The 20147-nt window shown below is 59.9% G+C and carries 20 protein-coding genes; 13 read left to right on the plus strand and 7 right to left on the minus strand.

Annotated features, from left to right (window positions below; all coding sequences use genetic code 11):
• Positions 1 to 22: 22 nt before the first annotated feature.
• The 3 genes from thiE to N018_RS22040 all read left to right on the plus strand — a co-directional run bounded on the left by thiE (position 23) and on the right by N018_RS22040 (position 3042).
• The gene (gene thiE, locus N018_RS22030; RefSeq protein WP_024647202.1) at positions 23 to 640 is read left to right on the plus strand and encodes a thiamine phosphate synthase; all 618 of its coding nucleotides are present in this window, start codon (positions 23 to 25) and stop codon (positions 638 to 640) included.
• A 275-nt stretch (positions 641 to 915) separates the two neighbouring features.
• Positions 916 to 2199: a glutamate-1-semialdehyde 2,1-aminomutase gene (gene hemL / locus N018_RS22035; RefSeq protein ID WP_024647649.1), complete on the plus strand. Its 1284-nt coding sequence runs from the start codon at positions 916 to 918 to the stop codon at positions 2197 to 2199.
• Positions 2200 to 2493: 294 nt separating this feature from the next.
• Positions 2494 to 3042 carry a tetratricopeptide repeat protein gene (locus tag N018_RS22040; RefSeq protein ID WP_024647650.1) on the plus strand — a complete coding sequence of 183 codons (549 nt, stop codon included), beginning with the start codon at positions 2494 to 2496 and terminating at the stop codon, positions 3040 to 3042.
• Between the two features lie 42 nt (positions 3043 to 3084).
• Here N018_RS22040 and N018_RS22045 read toward each other — a convergent pair whose 3' ends face one another.
• Positions 3085 to 3411 carry a DUF1820 family protein gene (locus N018_RS22045; RefSeq protein WP_024647651.1) on the minus strand — a complete coding sequence of 109 codons (327 nt, stop codon included), beginning with the start codon at positions 3409 to 3411 and terminating at the stop codon, positions 3085 to 3087.
• A gap of 139 nt (positions 3412 to 3550) precedes the next feature.
• Between N018_RS22045 and miaB the strand changes: the two genes are divergently transcribed.
• The 5 genes from miaB (at position 3551) to lnt (ending at position 8988) form a co-directional block, all read left to right on the plus strand.
• Positions 3551 to 4879: a tRNA (N6-isopentenyl adenosine(37)-C2)-methylthiotransferase MiaB gene (gene miaB / locus N018_RS22050; RefSeq protein ID WP_024647652.1), complete on the plus strand. Its 1329-nt coding sequence runs from the start codon at positions 3551 to 3553 to the stop codon at positions 4877 to 4879.
• 196 nt (positions 4880 to 5075) lie between these two features.
• Positions 5076 to 6098: a PhoH family protein gene (locus tag N018_RS22055; protein ID WP_024647653.1), complete on the plus strand. Its 1023-nt coding sequence runs from the start codon at positions 5076 to 5078 to the stop codon at positions 6096 to 6098.
• Positions 6091 to 6591 (plus strand): rRNA maturation RNase YbeY, encoded by a 501-nt coding sequence (ybeY, locus tag N018_RS22060; RefSeq protein WP_024647654.1) that lies wholly within the window; start codon positions 6091 to 6093, stop codon positions 6589 to 6591. Before N018_RS22055 ends, ybeY begins: the two co-directional genes overlap by 8 nt.
• A 5-nt stretch (positions 6592 to 6596) precedes the next feature.
• Entirely contained in the window at positions 6597 to 7439 is an 843-nt protein-coding gene (locus N018_RS22065) for an HlyC/CorC family transporter (protein ID WP_024647655.1), read from the plus strand.
• Between the two features lie 28 nt (positions 7440 to 7467).
• A complete protein-coding gene (gene lnt, locus N018_RS22070) occupies positions 7468 to 8988 on the plus strand; it encodes an apolipoprotein N-acyltransferase (RefSeq protein WP_025390750.1) in 1521 nt (506 codons plus the stop codon).
• A 53-nt stretch (positions 8989 to 9041) separates the two neighbouring features.
• Here lnt and N018_RS22075 read toward each other — a convergent pair whose 3' ends face one another.
• Positions 9042 to 9812, minus strand: coding sequence for a YdcF family protein (locus N018_RS22075; RefSeq protein WP_025390751.1), 771 nt, complete (start codon positions 9810 to 9812; stop codon positions 9042 to 9044).
• A gap of 114 nt (positions 9813 to 9926) precedes the next feature.
• Positions 9927 to 10277, minus strand: coding sequence for a hypothetical protein (locus N018_RS22080; RefSeq protein WP_025390752.1), 351 nt, complete (start codon positions 10275 to 10277; stop codon positions 9927 to 9929).
• A gap of 310 nt (positions 10278 to 10587) precedes the next feature.
• Here N018_RS22080 and leuS point away from each other — a divergent pair, with 310 nt between their 5' ends.
• The 5 genes from leuS (at position 10588) to N018_RS22105 (ending at position 16785) form a co-directional block, all read left to right on the plus strand.
• On the plus strand, positions 10588 to 13194 hold the full coding sequence (gene leuS / locus N018_RS22085; RefSeq protein ID WP_025390753.1) for a leucine--tRNA ligase: 2607 nt from the start codon (positions 10588 to 10590) through the stop codon (positions 13192 to 13194).
• Between the two features lie 89 nt (positions 13195 to 13283).
• Positions 13284 to 13889 carry an LPS-assembly lipoprotein LptE gene (locus N018_RS22090; RefSeq protein ID WP_024647660.1) on the plus strand — a complete coding sequence of 202 codons (606 nt, stop codon included), beginning with the start codon at positions 13284 to 13286 and terminating at the stop codon, positions 13887 to 13889.
• Positions 13890 to 13930: 41 nt separating this feature from the next.
• Positions 13931 to 14968 (plus strand): DNA polymerase III subunit delta, encoded by a 1038-nt coding sequence (holA, locus tag N018_RS22095; RefSeq protein ID WP_025390754.1) that lies wholly within the window; start codon positions 13931 to 13933, stop codon positions 14966 to 14968.
• A gap of 240 nt (positions 14969 to 15208) precedes the next feature.
• Positions 15209 to 15364 (plus strand): alternative ribosome rescue factor ArfA, encoded by a 156-nt coding sequence (gene arfA / locus N018_RS22100; RefSeq protein WP_003376569.1) that lies wholly within the window; start codon positions 15209 to 15211, stop codon positions 15362 to 15364.
• Positions 15365 to 15447: 83 nt separating this feature from the next.
• Positions 15448 to 16785, plus strand: a complete 1338-nt coding sequence (locus N018_RS22105) for a lytic murein transglycosylase (protein WP_024647024.1) — start codon at positions 15448 to 15450, stop codon at positions 16783 to 16785.
• Between the two features lie 87 nt (positions 16786 to 16872).
• Here the strand turns inward: N018_RS22105 and lipA are convergent, their stop codons facing one another.
• The 4 genes from lipA to N018_RS22125 all read right to left on the minus strand — a co-directional run bounded on the left by lipA (position 16873) and on the right by N018_RS22125 (position 20058).
• Entirely contained in the window at positions 16873 to 17880 is a 1008-nt protein-coding gene (gene lipA / locus N018_RS22110) for a lipoyl synthase (RefSeq protein ID WP_024647025.1), read from the minus strand.
• Positions 17873 to 18529, minus strand: a complete 657-nt coding sequence (lipB, locus tag N018_RS22115; RefSeq protein WP_025390755.1) for a lipoyl(octanoyl) transferase LipB — start codon at positions 18527 to 18529, stop codon at positions 17873 to 17875. The genes lipA and lipB overlap by 8 nt, the downstream gene beginning before the upstream one ends.
• Positions 18529 to 18804, minus strand: a complete 276-nt coding sequence (locus N018_RS22120) for a DUF493 domain-containing protein (RefSeq protein ID WP_024647027.1) — start codon at positions 18802 to 18804, stop codon at positions 18529 to 18531. Before N018_RS22120 ends, lipB begins: the two co-directional genes overlap by 1 nt.
• A gap of 93 nt (positions 18805 to 18897) precedes the next feature.
• Positions 18898 to 20058 carry a D-alanyl-D-alanine carboxypeptidase family protein gene (locus N018_RS22125; RefSeq protein ID WP_007250889.1) on the minus strand — a complete coding sequence of 387 codons (1161 nt, stop codon included), beginning with the start codon at positions 20056 to 20058 and terminating at the stop codon, positions 18898 to 18900.
• Positions 20059 to 20147: the final 89 nt, after the last annotated feature.

A 20147-nucleotide genomic window follows, 5' to 3' on the forward strand; every position in this document is an offset into this window, starting at 1 on the left:
ACGCTGCCATGAGGCTCGATTCATGAAACTACGTGGCCTGTATGCCATTACCGACAGCCAGTTGCTGAGCGGAAAATTTCTTGCCTACGTTGAAGCAGCTCTGGATGGCGGCGTCACCCTGCTGCAATACCGCGACAAGACGGGTGATGACTCCCGTCGCCTGCGCGAGGCCACTGAGCTGCTCAAGTTGTGCGAACGCTACAAGACCCGCCTGATCATCAACGACGATGCCGAACTGGCAGCGCGGCTGGGCGTCGGCGTGCACCTGGGCCAGACCGACGGTTCGCTGCCGGATGCCCGCGCGTTGCTGGGGCACAAGGCAATAGTTGGGGCTACCTGCCACGGCAAACTGGAGCTGGCGGAACGTGCCAGGGCCGATGGCGCGACGTATGTGGCGTTCGGCAGGTTTTTCAATTCACAGACCAAACCCGGCGCACCGGCCGTGCCGCTCGACCTGATCGCTCAGGTACGCGCCAAGGTTCACCTGCCCATCGCGGTGATCGGCGGCATCACCCTGGAAAACGCCCCGCAACTGGTCGAGCACGGCGCCGATCTGCTGGCCGTGGTACACGGACTGTTCGGCGCTGAAACCCCTCAGGAAGTGACGCGTCGGGCGAAAGCCTTCATGGCGTTGTTGTAGAGCTCGTCCACAACTCCGATCGACGCAGACTGCGCGCACTCAACGGCGGACGCAGAGCGTCCAGAACGGCATGCTCACGCGGAGCATGGGTACGAGAGGTGCTCGCTCAGACTATGGGCGCGAGTGTCATATGTGTGCGCAGCTTTTGTTATAGTGCGCACTCCTGCGCTTTCTCTGGCTCATGCCACTCAATAAAGCAGCCTGCCTTGAAGCTGCCCGCCTCGGCTGACCCCAGCGTAGACACGAATTCCCCGTTTCAAAGCAGAGACCCGATCATGTCCCGTTCCGAAACACTGTTCGCCAACGCCCAAAAACACATCCCCGGTGGCGTCAATTCGCCGGTTCGCGCTTTCAAGAGTGTGGGTGGCACGCCGCTGTTCTTCAAGCATGCTGCCGGCGCTTACGTGACTGACGAAGACGACAAGCGTTACGTCGACTACGTCGGCTCCTGGGGCCCGATGATCCTCGGCCATAGTCATCCGGACGTTCTCGACGCCGTGCGCAGCCAACTGGAGCACGGACTGTCATACGGTGCGCCGACGGCGATGGAAACCGAGATGGCCGACCTGGTCTGCGAACTGGTGCCGTCCATGGAAATGGTGCGCATGGTCAGCTCGGGCACCGAAGCGACCATGAGCGCGATCCGTCTGGCCCGAGGCTTCACCGGCCGCGACAGCATTATCAAGTTCGAAGGTTGCTACCACGGTCACTCCGACAGCCTGCTGGTCAAGGCAGGTTCCGGTGCACTGACCCTGGGCGTGCCAAGCTCGCCTGGCGTACCGGCTGCATTCGCGAAACACACCCTGACCGTGCCCTTCAACGACCTGAACGCCGTGCGTGACCTGCTGGCCGAAGTGGGCCCGGAAGTGGCCTGCATCATCGTCGAACCCGTCGCCGGCAACATGAACTGCGTGCCGCCTGCGCCGGGTTACCTGCAAGGGCTGCGCGCACTGTGTGACGAGCATGGCGTGGTGCTGATTTTCGACGAAGTGATGACCGGTTTCCGCGTAGCTCTTGGCGGCGCGCAGGCTTATTACGACGTGAAGCCCGACCTGAGCACGTTCGGCAAGATCATCGGCGGCGGCATGCCGGTCGGCTGCTTTGGTGGCAAACGCGAAATCATGTCGCACATCGCCCCGCTCGGCCCGGTCTATCAGGCGGGCACCTTGTCCGGCAATCCGCTGGCCATGGCCGCTGGCCTGACCACCCTGCGCCTGATCAGCCGTCCCGGCTTCCACGATGAACTGAGCGACTACACCCGACGCCTGCTCGAAGGCCTGCAACAGCGTGCCGATGCTGCCGGCATTCCGTTCGTAACGACTCAGGCAGGCGGCATGTTCGGCCTGTACTTCAGCGCAGCGCGCGAAATCGTCACCTTCGAAGACGTGATGACCAGCGATGCAGAGCGTTTCAAGCGTTTCTTCCACATGATGCTGGACGGCGGCGTGTACCTGGCGCCGAGCGCTTTCGAAGCCGGTTTCACGTCCATTGCCCATGGCGATGCCGAATTGAAACTCACGCTGGATGCTGCCGAGAAGGCCTTTGCTGCGCTGAGATAAGCCCGTCAGACTCACTTGCGCAGGGTGTCATTGAACCGGCGCAAGTGATGTCCGCACATGAAACAGCGCGATAACCCCGTATTTTGCTTCTACAATGCATTGCGATAACTGCAAACGCAGGGCCGCTGGAAGTCTTGTTTCAGGTCATACCCCTGTAAACAAGGTTATTTCATGGCCGCGCAGCAGAAAATCCGTAAAGACTTTGTAAGGTTGGCTCTGCTTATTTCATAATGCGCAGCCAGCACGTTAGCTGGTCGGGCATGCCCGCACCTTTTCAGAGGTAAGTCGACTCCCATGAACCGCACCGGCCGCACCCTTGTATTGGGCTGCCTGTTGCTTGTCTATCCCCTGCTGGCGACTGCCGGCGGCAACTCGTTGCTAGTCCCAGCGATGGGTCGTTGCACCCTGAATACTCAGCCAGAGAACCTGCCCGCTGCGCTCGCCGCGTGTCAGCAGGCGGCTCAGGGCGGGGATGCGCAGGCGCAATACGAGTTGGGTGAGTTCTATTACGAGGGCAAGAATGCACCTCGCGATCTGCCGCAGGCGCTGAACTACTTCGAGCAGGCTTCATTGCAGGGTCATGCGCAGGCGCAATATCAACTGGGCTTGATGTTCAGCCGTGGCGAGGGCGTGCAGGCCAATAACATTCAGGCGTATATCGTACTGAAGATGGCCGCCGTCAATGGTTCGGAAGACGCACTGGACGCTGCCGACGAAGTCGCGGCGAAGATGAAGCGCGATGAACTGGAAGTTGCCACTCAGGTACTGGGGCAGATTTTCCGCAAATACCTGCTTGAACTGCAAACGGCCGAAGGTCGCAGTCCGTTCTCTCCATTGCCCTGATGCGGTTTCGCTCAGGGCAATCGCTGTTCACTCCCCCAACACCTATTTTTCCGGCATCGGCATGGGAAACGGCATTACATTGCTGTTGCCGCGTGCTTCGCTGATCTTCGGCGTGCCCATGCGCTCGACTTCATCGATACGCACAATCGAATGCATCGGCACGAAACTGCGCACCACACCTTCGAACTGAGCCTTGAGCTTCTCTTCGCTCGGGTCTACCACAACAGTCGTGCGCTCGCCGAAGACGAACTCTTCCACTTCCAGAAAGCCCCACAGATCGCTTTGATAGATCTGCTTGGCGTACATTTCGAACACCTGTCCCTGGTTGAGGAAAATCACCTTGTAGATTGGAGCTTCGCGTTTGGTCATAACGGGCGGGTAACGATCAGAGATGAAAAAGGGGCGCGGACTATAGCATGTCCATCTGCATCGTCGGACAGCGAACGCTAGGAACCCGAGCCCTTCGTCCCTATAATGCTCGGTTCACTGAATCGGTTGATGATCACGCATGGCCAAGAAGCTTTACATTGAAACCCACGGTTGCCAGATGAACGAGTACGACAGCTCGCGCATGGTCGATCTGCTGGGCGAACATCAGGCTCTGGAAGTCACCGCTCGGGCGGAAGACGCTGACGTGATCCTGCTCAATACCTGTTCGATTCGCGAGCGCGCCCAGGACCGGGTGTATTCGCAACTCGGGCGCTGGCGTGAGCTGAAACTGGCCAACCCCGAAATGGTAATTGCCGTCGGCGGTTGTGTGGCCAGCCAGGAAGGCGCGGCCATCCGCGACCGCGCGCCCTATGTGGATGTGGTCTTCGGCCCGCAAACCCTGCACCGCCTGCCGGAAATGATCGACGCGGCACGCACCACCCGCTTGCCGCAGGTCGACGTCTCGTTCCCGGAAATCGAAAAATTCGACCATTTGCCCGAGCCTCGCGTCGATGGCCCGAGCGCTTATGTGTCGGTGATGGAAGGTTGCAGCAAGTACTGCACGTTCTGCGTAGTGCCCTACACGCGCGGCGAAGAAGTCAGCCGCCCGTTCGATGACGTACTGAGCGAAGTCATGCACCTGGCCGAGCACGGCGTGCGCGAAGTCACGCTGCTGGGGCAGAACGTCAACGGTTATCGCGGCACCACCCATGACGGGCGGCTCGCGGACCTGGCAGACCTGATCCGGGCCGTCGCTGCAATCGACGGCATCGACCGTATTCGTTACACCACCTCGCACCCGCTCGAATTTTCCGACAGCCTGATTCAGGCTCACGCGGAGGTGCCGGAACTGGTCAAGCACCTGCACTTGCCGGTGCAGTCGGGCTCGGACCGCATTCTGGCGGCAATGAAGCGCAACCACACCACGCTGGAATACAAGTCCAGGCTGCGCAAGCTGCGGGCTGCAGTGCCGGGGATCAGCATCAGTTCCGACTTCATCGTCGGCTTCCCCGGCGAGACCGAAAAGGATTTCGACAACACCATGAAGCTGATCGAGGACGTGGGCTTCGATTTCTCGTTCTCGTTCGTCTACAGCCCGCGCCCCGGCACACCGGCCGCCGATCTGAAAGACGACACGCCGGAAGCCTTGAAAAAAGAGCGCCTGGCAGCCCTGCAACATCGCCTCAACCAGCAGGGTTTCGAGATCAGCCGACAGATGGTCGGCAGTATCCAGCGCATTCTGGTCACCGATTACTCGAAAAAAGACCCCGGCGAACTGCAAGGCCGCACCGAGAACAACCGGATTGTCAATTTCCGCTGTGACAATCCCAGGCTGATCGGGCAATTTGCCGACGTGCACATCGATGACGCGCAGCCACACTCGCTGCGAGGCTCGCTGCTACAGTAAATCCAGCGCCGCTAAAGCAGGCCTCGCGTCCCGCGCAGAAACGAAGATCCGAATGAATTCGGTTCTGCGCGGTCCCTACCCTTGAGCACGGTGAAACCTCCAGCGCGGCCTTTAACAAGGCAAAGCTTTCGCACAACCACCGCTAGAGGTATTCTTCAATACATCTCAATTGCCGCCGGACGGCCATTAAAAGACCTTGAACGTACCCATAGAACCTCATCGTTTCACCCTCGAACCTTTCGAGGCCCATCGTTTCGCCAATCTGTGCGGGCAACTCGACGAGCACTTGCGCCTGATCGAACAACGCCTGGACATCGAGATCCGCAATCGCGGCAATCAATTCGAGCTTATTGGCGCGACCACTCAAACCCAATCCGCCGAAAATCTTCTGCGCCGCCTGTACCGGGAAACCAAAGGTACCGAGCTGACGCCGGACATGGTGCACCTGTTCCTTCAGGAATCGGGCGTTGACGGCCTGGACAACCACCCTGCCGCCGAAGTGGGCGTCTCGCTGCGCACCAAGAAGGGCATGATTCGCCCGCGCGGCCTGAATCAGCAGCGTTACGTCAAGGAAGTCCTCAGCAACGATATCAACTTCGGTATCGGCCCTGCGGGCACCGGCAAGACCTACCTGGCCGTGGCCTGCGCGGTCGATGCGCTGGAGCGCGAACAGATACGTCGCATCCTGTTGGTGCGCCCGGCCGTCGAGGCTGGCGAGAAGCTTGGCTTCCTGCCCGGTGACCTGGCGCAGAAGATCGACCCGTACCTGCGCCCGCTGTATGACGCACTGTATGAGATGCTCGGCTTCGAGTACGTCGCCAAGCTGATCGAGAAACAAGTCATTGAAGTTGCACCGCTGGCCTACATGCGCGGACGCACCCTTAATAACAGCTTCATCATTCTCGACGAAAGTCAGAACACCACCGTCGAGCAGATGAAGATGTTCCTGACCCGTATTGGCTTTGGCTCCACCGCCGTGATCACTGGCGACATCACCCAGGTTGACCTGCCCAAGGGCACCCGGTCGGGCCTGACGCATGTCATCGATGTGCTCAAGGACGTGCCTGGCATCAGTTTCACGCACTTCAAACCAAAGGATGTGGTTCGCCACCCGCTGGTGCAGCGCATCGTTGAGGCCTATGAGCGCTTCGATGACCAGCTCAGTGATGGCCCGTCGGGCAACAATGGTTACTCACGGGACAAGAATCGCAATGCTTGAGCTGGATCTGCAAGTTGCGAGCGAAACGCCTGCTCCTGGTGAAGACCAATTTCGCCTGTGGTGTGAAATGGGCCTGCGCCAGCGCAGTGCCGATTCCGAGCTGACCATCCGGCTGGTTGACGAAACCGAAGGCCGTGAGCTCAATCACACCTGGCGACACAAGAATTACGCCACAAATGTGCTTTCATTCCCGGCGGATGTTCCAGACGACATGCTGGACATTCCGTTGTTGGGCGATCTGGTCATCTGCGTCCCGGTAGTCAACCGCGAAGCCGCTGAACAGGGCAAATCCGTAGACGCGCACTGGGCGCACATGGTCATTCATGGCTGCCTTCATCTGCTGGGTTTCGACCACATCGATGATGAAGAAGCCGAAGAAATGGAAGCACTGGAACGAACGTTGCTTGAGGAGTTGGGTTACCCCGACCCTTACGCCGACGACGAAAGTGCCGACCACCCACATTCAGACACACCCAGCAAGGACCACGAGTAAGGGCTATGAGCGAAGACCGATCGAGCAACGGGCAAAAGTCATGGTTGGGTAAACTGACCCAGGCCTTTGTCCATGAGCCGAAAAACCGCCAGGAGCTGCTAGAGCTGCTGCGCGAAGCCCACCAGAACAAACTGCTGGACAGCGAAGCGCTGGCCATCGTCGAAGGGGCCATTCAGGTGGCTGACCTGCAAGTGCGCGACATTATGGTGCCGCGTTCGCAGATGATCAGCATCAAGGCCACCCAGACACCCCGCGAATTCCTGCCCGCCGTCATCGATGCCGCGCACTCGCGCTACCCGGTGATCGGCGAGAGCCATGACGACGTGCTCGGTGTGCTGCTGGCCAAGGATCTGCTGCCATTGATCCTCAAGGCCGATGGCGACAGCGACGACATCAAGAAGCTGCTGCGCCCGGCCACGTTTGTGCCGGAGTCCAAGCGTCTCAACGTGCTGCTGCGTGAATTCCGTGCCAATCATAACCACATGGCCATCGTCATCGACGAATACGGCGGCGTGGCGGGTCTGGTGACCATTGAAGACGTGCTGGAACAGATCGTCGGCGATATCGAAGACGAGCATGACGTCGAGGAAGACAGCTTCATCAAACCGCTTCCCAGCGGCGACTTCCTGGTCAAGGCCCTGACGCCGGTGGAGAACTTCAACGAGTTCTTCGACAGCAGCTTTTCGGATGACGAGTTCGATACGGTGGGCGGTCTGGTCATGAACGCCTTTGGCCATCTGCCCAAGCGTAACGAAATCACCGAAATCGGTGCCTATCGTTTTCGCATACTGAGCGCTGACAGCCGTCGCATTCACTTGCTGCGCGTGAGCCCTATTTCACGCCCGTAAACACCTGATGTCGCTCTAAGGAATCTACATGCGCTGGATAACCCGCCCCGGCTGGCCCGGTAATCTACTGGCCCTGGTGGCTGGTGGATTGACGACCCTGGCCCTGGCGCCTTTCGACATCTGGCCGTTGGTGCTGGTGGCGGTGGCGATGTTCTATCTGGGCCTGCGCGAGCTGAATCCGCGCCAGGCTCTGGCCCGCGGCTGGTGCTATGGCTTCGGCCTGTACGGTGCCGGCACCAGCTGGATCTACGTGAGCATTCACACCTACGGCGGCGCTTCGGTGCTGCTGGCAGGTTTGTTGATGCTGCTGTTCATCGCCGCCATCGCGTTGTTCTTCGCTCTGCCCGCCTTTGTCTGGGCGCGCTGGATACGTCGCAATGAAGCGCCGCTGGCCGATGCGCTGGCGTTTGCTGCCCTGTGGCTGGGGCAGGAAGCGTTTCGCGGCTGGTTTCTCACCGGTTTCCCTTGGCTCTACTCCGGTTACAGCCAGCTCGACGGGCCGCTTGCAGGTCTCGCACCTCTGGGCGGTGTATGGCTGATCTCGTTCGCGCTGGGCCTGACTGCCGCCTTGCTGTGCAACCTGCACCGCTTGCGGGCACGCAAATCGTTTCTGGTCATGGGCGTACTGTTGCTGCTGGCGCCGTGGATCGCAGGGCTGGCGTTGAAGGATCACGCCTGGACGTCGCCTTCCGGGCCGCCACTGAAAGTTGCGGCCATGCAAGGCAACATCGAACAAAGCATGAAATGGGACCCGCAAAAGCTCAACGATCAGTTGGCGCTTTATCGGGACATGACCTTTCGCTCACAGCAGGCTGATCTGATCGTCTGGCCCGAGACCGCCGTGCCGGTGCTCAAGGAAAGCGCGGAAGGCTACCTGTCGATGATGGGCAAATTCGCTTCGGACCGGGGTGCGGCGCTGATCACCGGCGTTCCGGTGCGCGAACCGAACGGGCGTGGCGAGTATCGCTACTACAACGGCATCACCGTCACCGGTCAGGGCGACGGCACTTACTACAAGCAAAAGCTCGTTCCGTTTGGTGAATACGTACCGCTACAGGACTTGCTGCGCGGGTTGATCTCGTTCTTTGATCTGCCGATGTCAGACTTCGCACGCGGCCCGAACGATCAGGCGCTGTTGCAGGCCAAGGGTTATCACATCGCGCCGTTCATCTGTTACGAAGTGGTCTATCCGGAGTTTGCGGCGGGCCTGTCGGCACAAAGCGACCTGCTGCTGACGGTCAGCAACGACACCTGGTTCGGCACCTCGATCGGCCCATTGCAGCATTTGCAGATGGCCCAGATGCGCGCACTTGAAGCGGGCCGCTGGATGATTCGCGCCACCAACAATGGCGTGACGGCGCTGATCAACCCATTCGGCAAGATAACCGTGCAAATCCCGCAGTTCGAACGCGGCGTACTGTATGGCGAGGTCGTGCCGATGCACCAACTCACGCCTTATCTGCACTGGCGCTCCTGGCCACTGGCGATTGTCTGCCTGCTGCTGTTTGGCTGGGCACTGATGGCGGCGCGGATTTCCAAGACTGTCTGATGCATCGGCAAAGGCCGACTTCGCCTGATTTCAGGTGGAGTCGGCGCTCCTGCTCAGCGGCTATTGCGATAAATCCACGGATAAACCAGCAAACCTGCCGCTTCATTAAGCAGCACCCCGCTCTGCGTGAACACCCGACTTTCAGGCAGCCAGCCGCCAAAAGGCCGAGCGTTATCCACACCGAGGAAGCCGACCGGCGCACTCACCACCGTAAAACCCGCCTGTTCGAAACTCCAGCGCGCCCGTGGCATATGCCAGGCCTGCGTGACCAGCACCACACGCTTGATGCCCAACGGTTGTAGCACCCTGGCGGTCATGGTCGCGTTTTCCCAGGTCGTACGGCTGAGCCCTTCCTGCCAGCGCACGGTCACGCCGAAGTCCTGTTGCAGCGACTGAGCCATGATGGCCGCCTCACTGGGCGGCTGATCAAAGTGCAAACCGCCGGAGGTGAGAATCGGCAGACCGGATTCTTTCGACAACCGGGCTGCCAGCCTGAGTCTCTCCAGGCCCAGACCGGTCGGCGTATCGGCGCCCCAGGTGGGTGAATTGCGCTCGCGACCGTTGCCGAGCACCACAATTGCGTCAGCCTGCTGCGCCAGTGTCACCCACTGCTGCGGTGGCAAAGGCGGAATCTGCTCCAACTGGCGGGCTGAAAATTCCACGACGACCGGCAGACTCATCAGCCACAACCCGCCAAGCCCCAGGATAAAACAGCCAGCAGCCAGGCGCGGGCGGGAACGACGCAGCCACCAGGCTGCAATCAGAAGCAGAAACAGAACGCCGGGCGGCAGCAAAAGGGTTTTAAGCAGATAGCGCAGAGGCATCGGGACATCTCCAGAGATGCCCGAAGCCTAAAATGTTTGAAGCCTGGCAACAATGTCTAAACACTGCCTTTAAGCAGGCCCTGACGCCTGCGCGTGGAACCAGAAATGTAATGGCTAAACGATGCGACCCAACCTTGCCGATGCCCTGGCGCGCCGTTTGTCCTTCAGCCAGATGATAGTGGCTGACTGCTTGGGCGCTCTGATCAACCGGTGATGCTCCGGTAAAATCGTATCACTGCCTGGTGACCCACCCGCGATGGTCACATTGGCCATCCTCGAGTCCTTTTCAAGATAGGCCTCTATCAGCTCGAACTCCGCCCTGCTCAATCCCTTTAGTTCAAGCTCGGCGGGCGACTCGTTTCGGAGCCGAACCGAAGTGCTTGCCGTTTCAAGCGCAAGCCCTAGACGATCGATCAAACGTTCATACAGTTCAGATGTGCTGACTACGTGCTGCAACTCTGTCATCCGCTCACCTCCTCGAAGATTGTCATTATCCTCGGAGTTGAGCTTAGCGCCGCTTTAAAAACAGGTAGGTAACTGCGACCAACGGCCGGATAGAGCTGTCAGACGGGCTTTGCCCTGTTGAGAGGCAATCAGGGTTTCCCTCGATAGACGGCCCTCATGTATGCTACGGCGCTTCCTGTAATTCCACTTCCGCGCTCTTGAGCCCGAACGCACCGCACAGACAGATGCAATTGTCCGGCAAGCGGTGCCGACCTGACTCGGCAGAGCAATGAAGAGGTCAAGGGTCACTAATCTTTAGCAAAAAGTAGCCATGCACGAACTCTATCAGCCCCGCGAAATCGAAGCCGCCGCCCAAACCTTCTGGGATGAGCAAAAGTCTTTTGAAGTCAGTGAACAGCCAGGCAAGGACACTTTCTATTGCCTGTCGATGTTTCCTTACCCGAGCGGCAAGCTGCACATGGGCCATGTGCGCAACTACACCATTGGCGATGTGATTTCCCGTTATCAGCGCATGCTGGGCAAGAATGTCCTGCAACCACTGGGTTGGGACGCATTCGGCATGCCGGCTGAAAACGCCGCGATCGACAACAACGTCGCACCCGCCAAATGGACCTACGAAAACATCGCCTACATGAAGAACCAGCTCAAGAGCCTGGGTCTGGCGGTCGACTGGTCTCGCGAAGTGACCACCTGCAAACCTGATTACTACCGCTGGGAACAGTGGCTGTTCACTCGCCTGTTCGAAAAAGGCGTGATCTACCGCAAGAACGGCACCGTGAACTGGGACCCGGTCGACCAGACCGTACTGGCCAACGAGCAGGTCATCGATGGCCGCGGCTGGCGTTCCGGCGCGCTGATTGAAAAGCGCGAAATCCCGATGTACTACTTCAAGATCACCGCCTACGCCGACGAGCTGCTGGAAAGCCTCGACGAGTTGCCGGGCTGGCCTGAACAGGTCAAGACCATGCAGCGCAACTGGATCGGCAGATCGCGTGGCATGGAAGTGCAGTTCCCCTACGATCAGGCATCGATCGGCGCAGCAGGCGCACTGAAAGTCTTCACCACCCGTCCTGACACACTGATGGGCGCGACCTATGTCGCCGTCGCAGCCGAGCACCCGCTGGCTACCCAGGCAGCGCAAGGCAACCCTGCGTTGCAAGCGTTCATCGATGAGTGCAAGGGCGGCAGCGTCGCCGAAGCCGATGTGGCCACTCAGGAAAAGAAAGGTCAGCCGACCTCGCTGTTCGTCGAGCATCCACTGACAGGCGAAAAACTGCCGGTGTGGGTCGCCAACTATGTGCTGATGCACTACGGCGACGGCGCGGTTATGGCTGTACCAGCCCACGACGAACGTGATTTCGAATTCGCCACCCAGTACGGCCTGCCGATCAAGCCGGTGGTACGCACCAGTGCTGGCGATGAAACGCCTGCACCGTGGCAAGCTGCTTACGGCGAGCACGGCGAGCTGATCAATTCCGGCGAGTTCACCGGCCTCAATTTCCAGACCGCCTTCGATGCCATCGAAGCCGCGCTGGTCAGGAAATCACTGGGCCAGTCCCGTACCCAGTTCCGCCTGCGTGACTGGGGCATCAGCCGACAGCGTTACTGGGGCTGCCCGATCCCGATCGTGCATTGCGACACCTGCGGTGACGTGCCGGTCCCGGAAGACCAGTTGCCGGTCGTGCTGCCAGAAGACGTCGTGCCCGACGGTGCCGGCTCGCCACTGGCGCGCATGCCCGAATTCTACGAGTGCATCTGCCCGAAATGCGGCGCACCGGCCAAGCGTGAAACCGACACCATGGACACCTTCGTCGAGTCTTCCTGGTATTACGCACGTTACGCCTCACCGCATTACGAAGGCGGTCTGGTCGAGCCGAACGCGGCCAACCACTGGTTACCGGTCGACCAGTACATCGGTGGTATCGAACACGCCATTCTGCACCTGCTGTACGCTCGTTTCTTCCACAAGCTGATGCGTGACGAAGGCCTGGTGACCTCGAACGAACCGTTCAAGAACCTGCTCACCCAGGGCATGGTCAACGCCGAAACCTATTTCCGCATGGAAACCAGCGGCAAGAAGACCTGGATCAACCCTGCCGACGTGACCCTCGAAAGAGACGCCAAGGCCAAGGTCATCAGCGCTACGCTGACCAGCGACGGCCTGCCGGTGGAAATCGGCGGCACGGAAAAGATGTCGAAGTCGAAGAAGAACGGCATTGACCCGCAAATGATGATTGACCAGTACGGCGCTGACACCTGCCGCCTGTTCATGATGTTTGCCTCGCCGCCTGACATGAGCCTGGAATGGTCCGACTCCGGCGTCGAAGGTTCGCATCGCTTCCTGCGTCGCGTCTGGCGCCTGGCGCAAAGCCATGTCGGTCAGGGTCCATCGACCGGCCTGGATATTGCGGCCTTGACCGATGAGCAGAAGGCTGTGCGCCGCTCGATCCATCAGGCCATTAAGCAGGCGAGCCAGGATATTGGCCAGAACCAGAAATTCAACACCGCTGTTGCGCAAGTGATGACGCTGATGAACGTGCTGGAAAAAGCCCCGCAGGCCACTGCGCAGGATCGCGCACTGCTGCAGGAAGGCCTGGAAACGGTCACTCTGCTGCTGGCACCGATCACGCCGCACATCAGCCATGAGCTGTGGACACAACTGGGCCACAGCGAGCCAGTCATCGACGCCGGCTGGCCGGTCTTCGACGCACATGCACTGGTGCAGGACAGCCTGCAACTGGTCATTCAGGTCAATGGCAAGTTGCGCGGTCATATCGAAATGCCCGCCAGCGCCAGCCGTGAAGAAGTCGAAGCTGCCGCACGCATCAACGAAAACGTTTTGCGTTTCACTGATGGCCTGACCATTCGCAAGGTGATCGTCGTACCTGGCAAGCTGGTCAACATCGTCGCAAGCTGATTGGATCGGGCGCCCGGCAGATGCCGGGCGTCGAACATATTTCCAGGGCACGCCAAGTCGGCCCAAACGGATTCAAGGGGAGCATCAAGATGATCAAACGCAATCTGCTGGTAATGGGCCTGGCTGTTTTGTTGAGTGCCTGTGGCTTCCAGCTGCGCGGCACCGGCACCACCGAGCTGGCGCTCAAGGAACTGGATGTCAGCGCACGCAATGCCTACGGCGAGACCGTGACGCAGCTGACTCGTGTGCTGACCAGCTCCGGCGTCAAGGTCTACACCGGGGCGCCTTACAAGCTGATCCTGACCAATGAAGCTGAAAGCCAGCGTACCATCAGCTATTCGGGCTCGGGCCGTTCGGCGGAGTACCAACTGACCACCACGCTCAGCTACGAAATACATGGCGACAGAAACCGCACGTTGCTGGACAGCAAAGTGACCGCAGACCGTTCCTATGTACACGATGGTAATAACCTGACCGGTTCCGATCAGGAAGCTGCACAGGTTCGTCAGGAAATGCGCAACGACCTGATCCAGAAGTTGATGGCGCGCCTGCAACAGCTGACGCCGGCCCGTCTGGAAGAGTTCCAGGCCAAGGCGGACGCGGTTGCCAAGGCAGAAGCCGACGCACTGGAAGCGGCTCAGCGAATCCGCGACGAGACGCCTCAGCAGTCGCCTGTCGAAATTCCAGCCAGGTAAATGTTTGGGGCCAGTCACCTGGCCCCGACATCCTCTGACCCATGAAACTCGCCCCCGCCCAACTCGGCAAGCACCTGCAAGGTACGCTTGCGCCCGTCTACGTGGTCAGCGGCGACGACCCGCTGCTTTGCCAGGAAGCTGCCGATGCCATCCGTACGGCCGCACGCCAGCAAGGCTTCGACGAACGTCAGGTATTCAGCGCCGATGCCAGCTTCGACTGGGGCACGCTGCTCCAGGCGGGTGCCAGCATGTCGTTGTTTGCCGAGCGGCGTCTGCTCGAACTGCGTCTGCCCTCTGGCAAGCCCGGTGACAAAGGCGCTGCGGCGCTCATGGAATATTGCGCCAGACCCGCAGAAGACACCCTGCTGCTGATCAGCCTGCCCAAGCTCGACGGCAGCGCGCAGAAGACCAAATGGGGCAAGGCACTGATTGACGGCGCACAGACTCAATTCGTGCAGATCTGGCCGGTGGACATCGGCCAGTTGCCGCAATGGATTCGCCAGCGTCTTTCTCAAGCCGGGCTCGCCGCCACTCAGGATGCGGTCGAACTGATCGCCGCCCGGGTTGAAGGCAACCTGCTGGCCGCCGCGCAGGAAATCGAAAAGCTCAAGCTGATGGCCGAAGAAGGTCAGATTACCGTCGAAACGGTGCAGGCGGCTGTGGCCGACAGTGCGCGCTTCGACGTATTTGGCCTGACTGATGCGGTGCTCAATGGTGAAGCAGCTCATGCCCTGCGCATGCTGGAAGGCTTGCGCGGCGAAGGGGTTGAAACACCGGTGATTCTCTGGGCATTGACCCGCGAGCTGCGTGCGCTGGCCAACATGTCCCAGCAATTCAGCCAGGGCGTGCCGCTGGACAAGATCTTCAGCTCTGCACGCCCGCCGATCTGGGACAAGCGCAAACCGCTGATGAGCAAAGCCCTGCAACGCCACTCGGCGAAACGCTGGAGCCAGTTGCTCATGGACGCGCAACGCATCGACGCGCAGATCAAGGGCCAGGCGGCAGGCTCACCGTGGAGCAGCCTGAGCCGGCTCGCATTGCTGATGACTGGCCAGCGGCTGGCACTGCCTGCGGAGTGAGGCCTGTCGAGGCATTGTTGACTCTCGTTACCACGCTCTGCGTGGTAATGGCCTTCAGGACGCTCCGCGTCCTCTTGTGACGCAGAGCGTCACGAACTGCATGCCAACGCGGTGCGTCGGCACGATAATCATGGCCGTCCGCTCCTCTTCCCAGAGCCATAGCACACAACTATTAGACACAATCGCGCATCTGCCCGATGATTTGCGTCGCGTTACAACACCCATCAGGAGCACCTCGCCATGAGCAAGCCAAAGCGGCCGAACAAGGCCAAATCCATCATCGCCCAGCCCTTGTTCCGCAGTCGTCAGGAACAACCCTCCAAGGGCAAAGGAAGCTACCGCCGCGAAGCCTTCCAGTCTAAAAGCTGGGAGGCTTCCTGCTTTATGGCGGCCTGATATCGAGCAACATCTCCGAGGCGCTTTCAACCGCTTAGCCGTGTTATGGTCTGCACCTAACGGTAATACCCTTGGACTCAAGCATGCCTTCTCGTTTTACCTATCGCCCGCAGCTGCGCCAACTCATCGCTGCCTCCAGCCTTATTGCTCTGGTAGCCTGCGCAGAAAAACCCACTGCAGCCGATGCAACCCCCCTTCAATCCAGCAAAGTACAGGTCAACCCTCCCGCTGTTGCGCCTACGCCAGCAGTGGTCGTCGACGACTCCCTTACGATTCAGCCCGCCGTCAGCTTCAGCGAATGGCAGGCCGGTTTTCGCGCGCAGGCGCTGAAAGCAGGCATTCGTGCGGATGTGTTCGACCTGGCATTCGCTGGCGTGACGCCGGACATGAGCGTGGTGAAGGCAGACCGCAGTCAGCCCGAGTTCAGCCGCCCGGTCTGGGAATACCTCGACGGCGCCATTTCCGCTGCTCGTGTGCGCAAGGGGCAGGCATTGCTTTCGCAGTACGCTGACGATCTGCTGAAGATCGAGCAGCAGTACGGCGTGGACCGTCAGGCATTGGTCGCGGTGTGGGGGATGGAGAGCAATTTCGGCTCGTTCCAGGGTACGCAATCAGTCATCCGCTCACTTGCCACACTGGCCTATGAGGGTCGTCGTCCGGGTTTCGCGCAGAGCCAGTTACTGGCCGCGCTGGAAATCATCCAGCATGGCGACATCACGCCCGACAAGATGCTCGGCTCGTGGGCGGGCGCTATGGGCCAGACGCAATTCATTCCGACCACTTACAACACCCACGCAGTGGATTTTGATGGCGATGGCCGCCGTGATATCTGGAACACACCTACCGACGCCCTCGCCTCTACGGCACATTACCTGCAAAGCTCCGGCTGGCAGCGTGGCCAGCCTTGGGGCTTCGAGGTGGTGCTGGGCACGGGGTTCGATTACTCGCTCGCCGACTCGACGACCCGCAAGAGCCTGGCTGAATGGCAGCAACTGGGCCTGAAACAGCCCGACGGCTCGGCAATCCCGGTTGCAGCCAGCCAACAGCAGGCCGCACTGCTGTTGCCTGCCGGTTACCGTGGGCCTGCATTCCTGGTGCTGGATAACTTCCGCGCGATTCTGAAGTACAACAACTCCACGTCCTATGCGCTGGCGATCAGCCTGCTTTCCGATCGATTCAAGGGCGCTGGGTACGTGGTAGGCACATGGCCGCGTGGAGACCTGCCGCTGAGCCGCTCTGAGCGCATCGAGCTGCAAACCCTGCTCTCGGCCCGCCAATACGACGCAGGCGCGCCAGACGGCATTATCGGCGCCAATACGCGCAAGGCGATCCGCAGCGCGCAGCAGTCATTCGGCTGGCCGGCAGATGGCTACCCGACGCATGAACTGCTGGAAAACCTGCGCAAGCCTGTAGGGCAGTAACTGGACGCTGAGCGTCGGCACGATAATCAACCGTAAAAAGAAGGGCCAGGTATCGCTACCTGGCCCTTCTTGTTTTGCGGCTCGTTATCAGAGCATCGCTTTGGCGATCTTGGCTTGCTCGTCAGCGTGGTACGAAGAGCGGACCAGCGGGCCAGAAGCGACGTTCTTGAAGCCCATCTTGTAGCCTTCCTCGGCGAACCAGGCGAAGGTGTCCGGATGGACGAAGCGCTGTACCGGCAGGTGGTTGCGCGAAGGCTGCAGGTACTGGCCCAAAGTAAGCATGTCGATGTCATGCTCGCGCATGCGCTTCATCACTTCGATAACTTCTTCGTCTGTCTCGCCCAACCCCAGCATCAGACCGGATTTGGTCGGTACATGCGGGACCATCTGCTTGAAGCGTTGCAGCAGGGTCAACGACCACTGGAAGTCCGAACCCGGGCGCGCGGCCTTGTACAGGCGTGGCACGGTTTCCAGGTTGTGGTTGAACACATCAGGCGGCTCGGCAGCGGTAATTTCCAGCGCGATGTCCATGCGCCCACGGTAATCCGGCACCAGCGTTTCAAGCTGCACGCCCGGCGACAGCAGACGGATCTCGCGAATGCAGTCGGCAAAGTGCTGAGCACCGCCATCACGCAGGTCATCCCGGTCGACGGAGGTAATTACCACGTACTTCAGGCGCAGGTCGGCAATCGCGATGGCGAGGCTCTTCGGCTCGTCGGCGTCCAACGCCTTCGGACGGCCATGGCCCACGTCGCAGAACGGGCAGCGACGGGTGCAGATGTCGCCCATGATCATGAAGGTTGCAGTGCCACCGGAGAAGCACTCGCCCAGGTTAGGGCAGGATGCTTCTTCGCAGACGCTGTGCAGCTTGTGCTTGCGCAGCAATTGCTTGATACGGTCGACTTCCGGGGAAACCGGGATGCGCACGCGAATCCAGTCAGGCTTCTTCGGCAGATCAACAGTCGGAATGATCTTGACCGGGATGCGCGCAACCTTCTCCGCTCCGCGCAGCTTGACGCCGGCTTCGACTTTCGGACGGGCCACACGCTCGGAAACGTCAAGCGTCGGGATCAGGGTTTGCACGGTGTCAGTCATATTGGTTTATTCCGCCCGTAAGGGTCGCCTGCTCAGCGTAGTCGAGGTGTTTGACGAGCTGCGCACGCAGTCGGGCACTAACCTCGGAAAATTCTATTTGCCCTGCCTGATCGCTCAGTTGGGTCATGACCAGCCCGGCGTAGCCGCACGGGTTGATGCGGCGGAACGGCTCCAGATCCATGTCGACGTTCAGCGCCAGACCATGGAACGAACAGCCGTTGCGAATACGCAGGCCGAGTGACGCGATTTTTGCGCCGTTGACGTAGACGCCCGGTGCATCGGCCTTGGCCGCTGCCGTGACGCCGTAATCGGCCAGCAAGGCAATGAGCGTGTTCTCGATCCGGGTGACCAGATCGCGAACACCGAAGCCAAGGCGCCTGACGTCCAGCATCAGGTAAGCGACCAGTTGACCCGGGCCATGATAAGTCACTTGGCCGCCGCGATCGACCTGTACGACAGGAATATTACCCGGAAGCAGTAAATGCTCCGGTTTACCGGACTGCCCCTGGGTGAAGACCGGCGGGTGCTGCACCAGCCAGACTTCGTCTGCAGCCTCTCGACCGCGCTCATCGGTGAAGCGCTGCATGGCGTGCCAGGCGGTTTCGTAATCGATCAGACCCAGATCACGAAAGCCAAGGGCATCGCTCATCAGAGCACCATGTGCACGAAACCCGTAGCGCGAAGGGCACTATTGATATCGCGCAGCTGGTCTTCGCCGGTGGCGACGATGTGCAGCTGGACCGTGGTGTATTTGCCGTTGCTGCTCTGGCGCTCGGCAAGCGTTGCCAGATCGACCGTGGCGTGCTTTTCAAGCACTTCCATCACGGCGGCAGTAAAGCCCACACTGGTGTCACCGATCACTTTGATCGGGTAGTCATTGCAGGGAAATTCGATTTTGTGCGACTTGACGTCGGTATCAGTCATGGCAGTAAAGGTCTCACAAGCCGTGACGACGGACACGCAGCCCGCTCAGATCATGAGCGGGCCGCGAGAAGGTCGGCAGTAGTTACTGGAAAGTCAGTTGAACAAGCCGTAGAAGAACAGGCGGATGCTATCCCACACGCGGCGGAAAATGCCACCTTCCTCGACTGCTTCAAGCGCAATCAGATTGGCGGTGTGAACCACCTGATCGTCCTTCTTGACTTCAACCTTGCCGATCACGTCACCCTTGGCGATTGGCGCAACCAGTTGCGGGTTCATGGTCATGCTGGCAGACAACTTCTTCATGTCGCCTTTGGGCATGGTCATGCTCAGATCTTCAGCCAGACCGGCCTTGACCTGACGCTCGGTGCCTTTCCAGACAGTCGCCTGGGCCAGCTCGGTGCCCTTCTGATAGAAGTTCTGGGTTTCGAAGAAACGGAAGCCATACGTCAGCAGCTTCTGGGTTTCAGCCGCACGGGCCTGCTCGCTGTTGGTGCCGAATACGACAGCAATCAGGCGCATGCCGTCACGCACAGCCGAGGACACCATGCAGTAGCCAGCTTCGTCGGTGTGACCGGTTTTCAGACCGTCAACGGTCTTGTCACGCCACAGCAGCAGGTTGCGATTAGGCTGCTTGATGCCGTTCCAGAAGAACTCTTTCTGCGAGTAGATCGCATAGTGAGCCGGGTCTTCGTGGATGATCGCGCGGGCCAGGATCGCCATGTCATGAGCCGACGAGTAGTGCTCCGGGTTCGGCAGACCGGTCGGATTCATGAAGTGGCTGTTGGTCATGCCCAGATCGGCAGCCGTCTTGTTCATCATGTCGGCAAAGGCATCTTCGCTGCCGGCAATGTGCTCGGAAATCGCGACGCTGGCGTCGTTGCCCGACTGAATGATGATGCCGTGCAGCAGATCGCTGACAGTTACCTGGCTGCCGACCTTGATGAACATCCGCGAACCGCCTGTGCGCCAGGCGTTTTCACTGATGGTCACCGGATCGTTCTCGCCGATCTGGCCGCGACGGATTTCCAGGGTCGCGATGTAGGCCGTCATCAGCTTGGTCAGGCTGGCAGGTGCCAGGCGCTGATCACCGTTGTTCTCGACCAACACGTTGCCGCTGGTGGCGTCCATCAGCACGTAGGCTTTGGCCGCAAGTTGCGGTGCGGCAGGCGTCATCTGCTCTGCAGCCCAGGCAGCCGGGGTGATTATCAGTGGTACAAGCAGGCATAAGCGTTTTGCAAAGGTGGTGATGTTCATCCGTCTCTCGAGAATCCTAATGGGCAAACATGCCCTTGCGGGCAAAGCTGAACAGACCGGCGAAGCGAAAGCGCCTCGGTACGGCTCGT

The organism is Pseudomonas syringae CC1557, assembly GCF_000452705.1.
In the GTDB taxonomy this organism is placed as follows: Bacteria; Pseudomonadota; Gammaproteobacteria; order Pseudomonadales; family Pseudomonadaceae; genus Aquipseudomonas; species Aquipseudomonas syringae_F.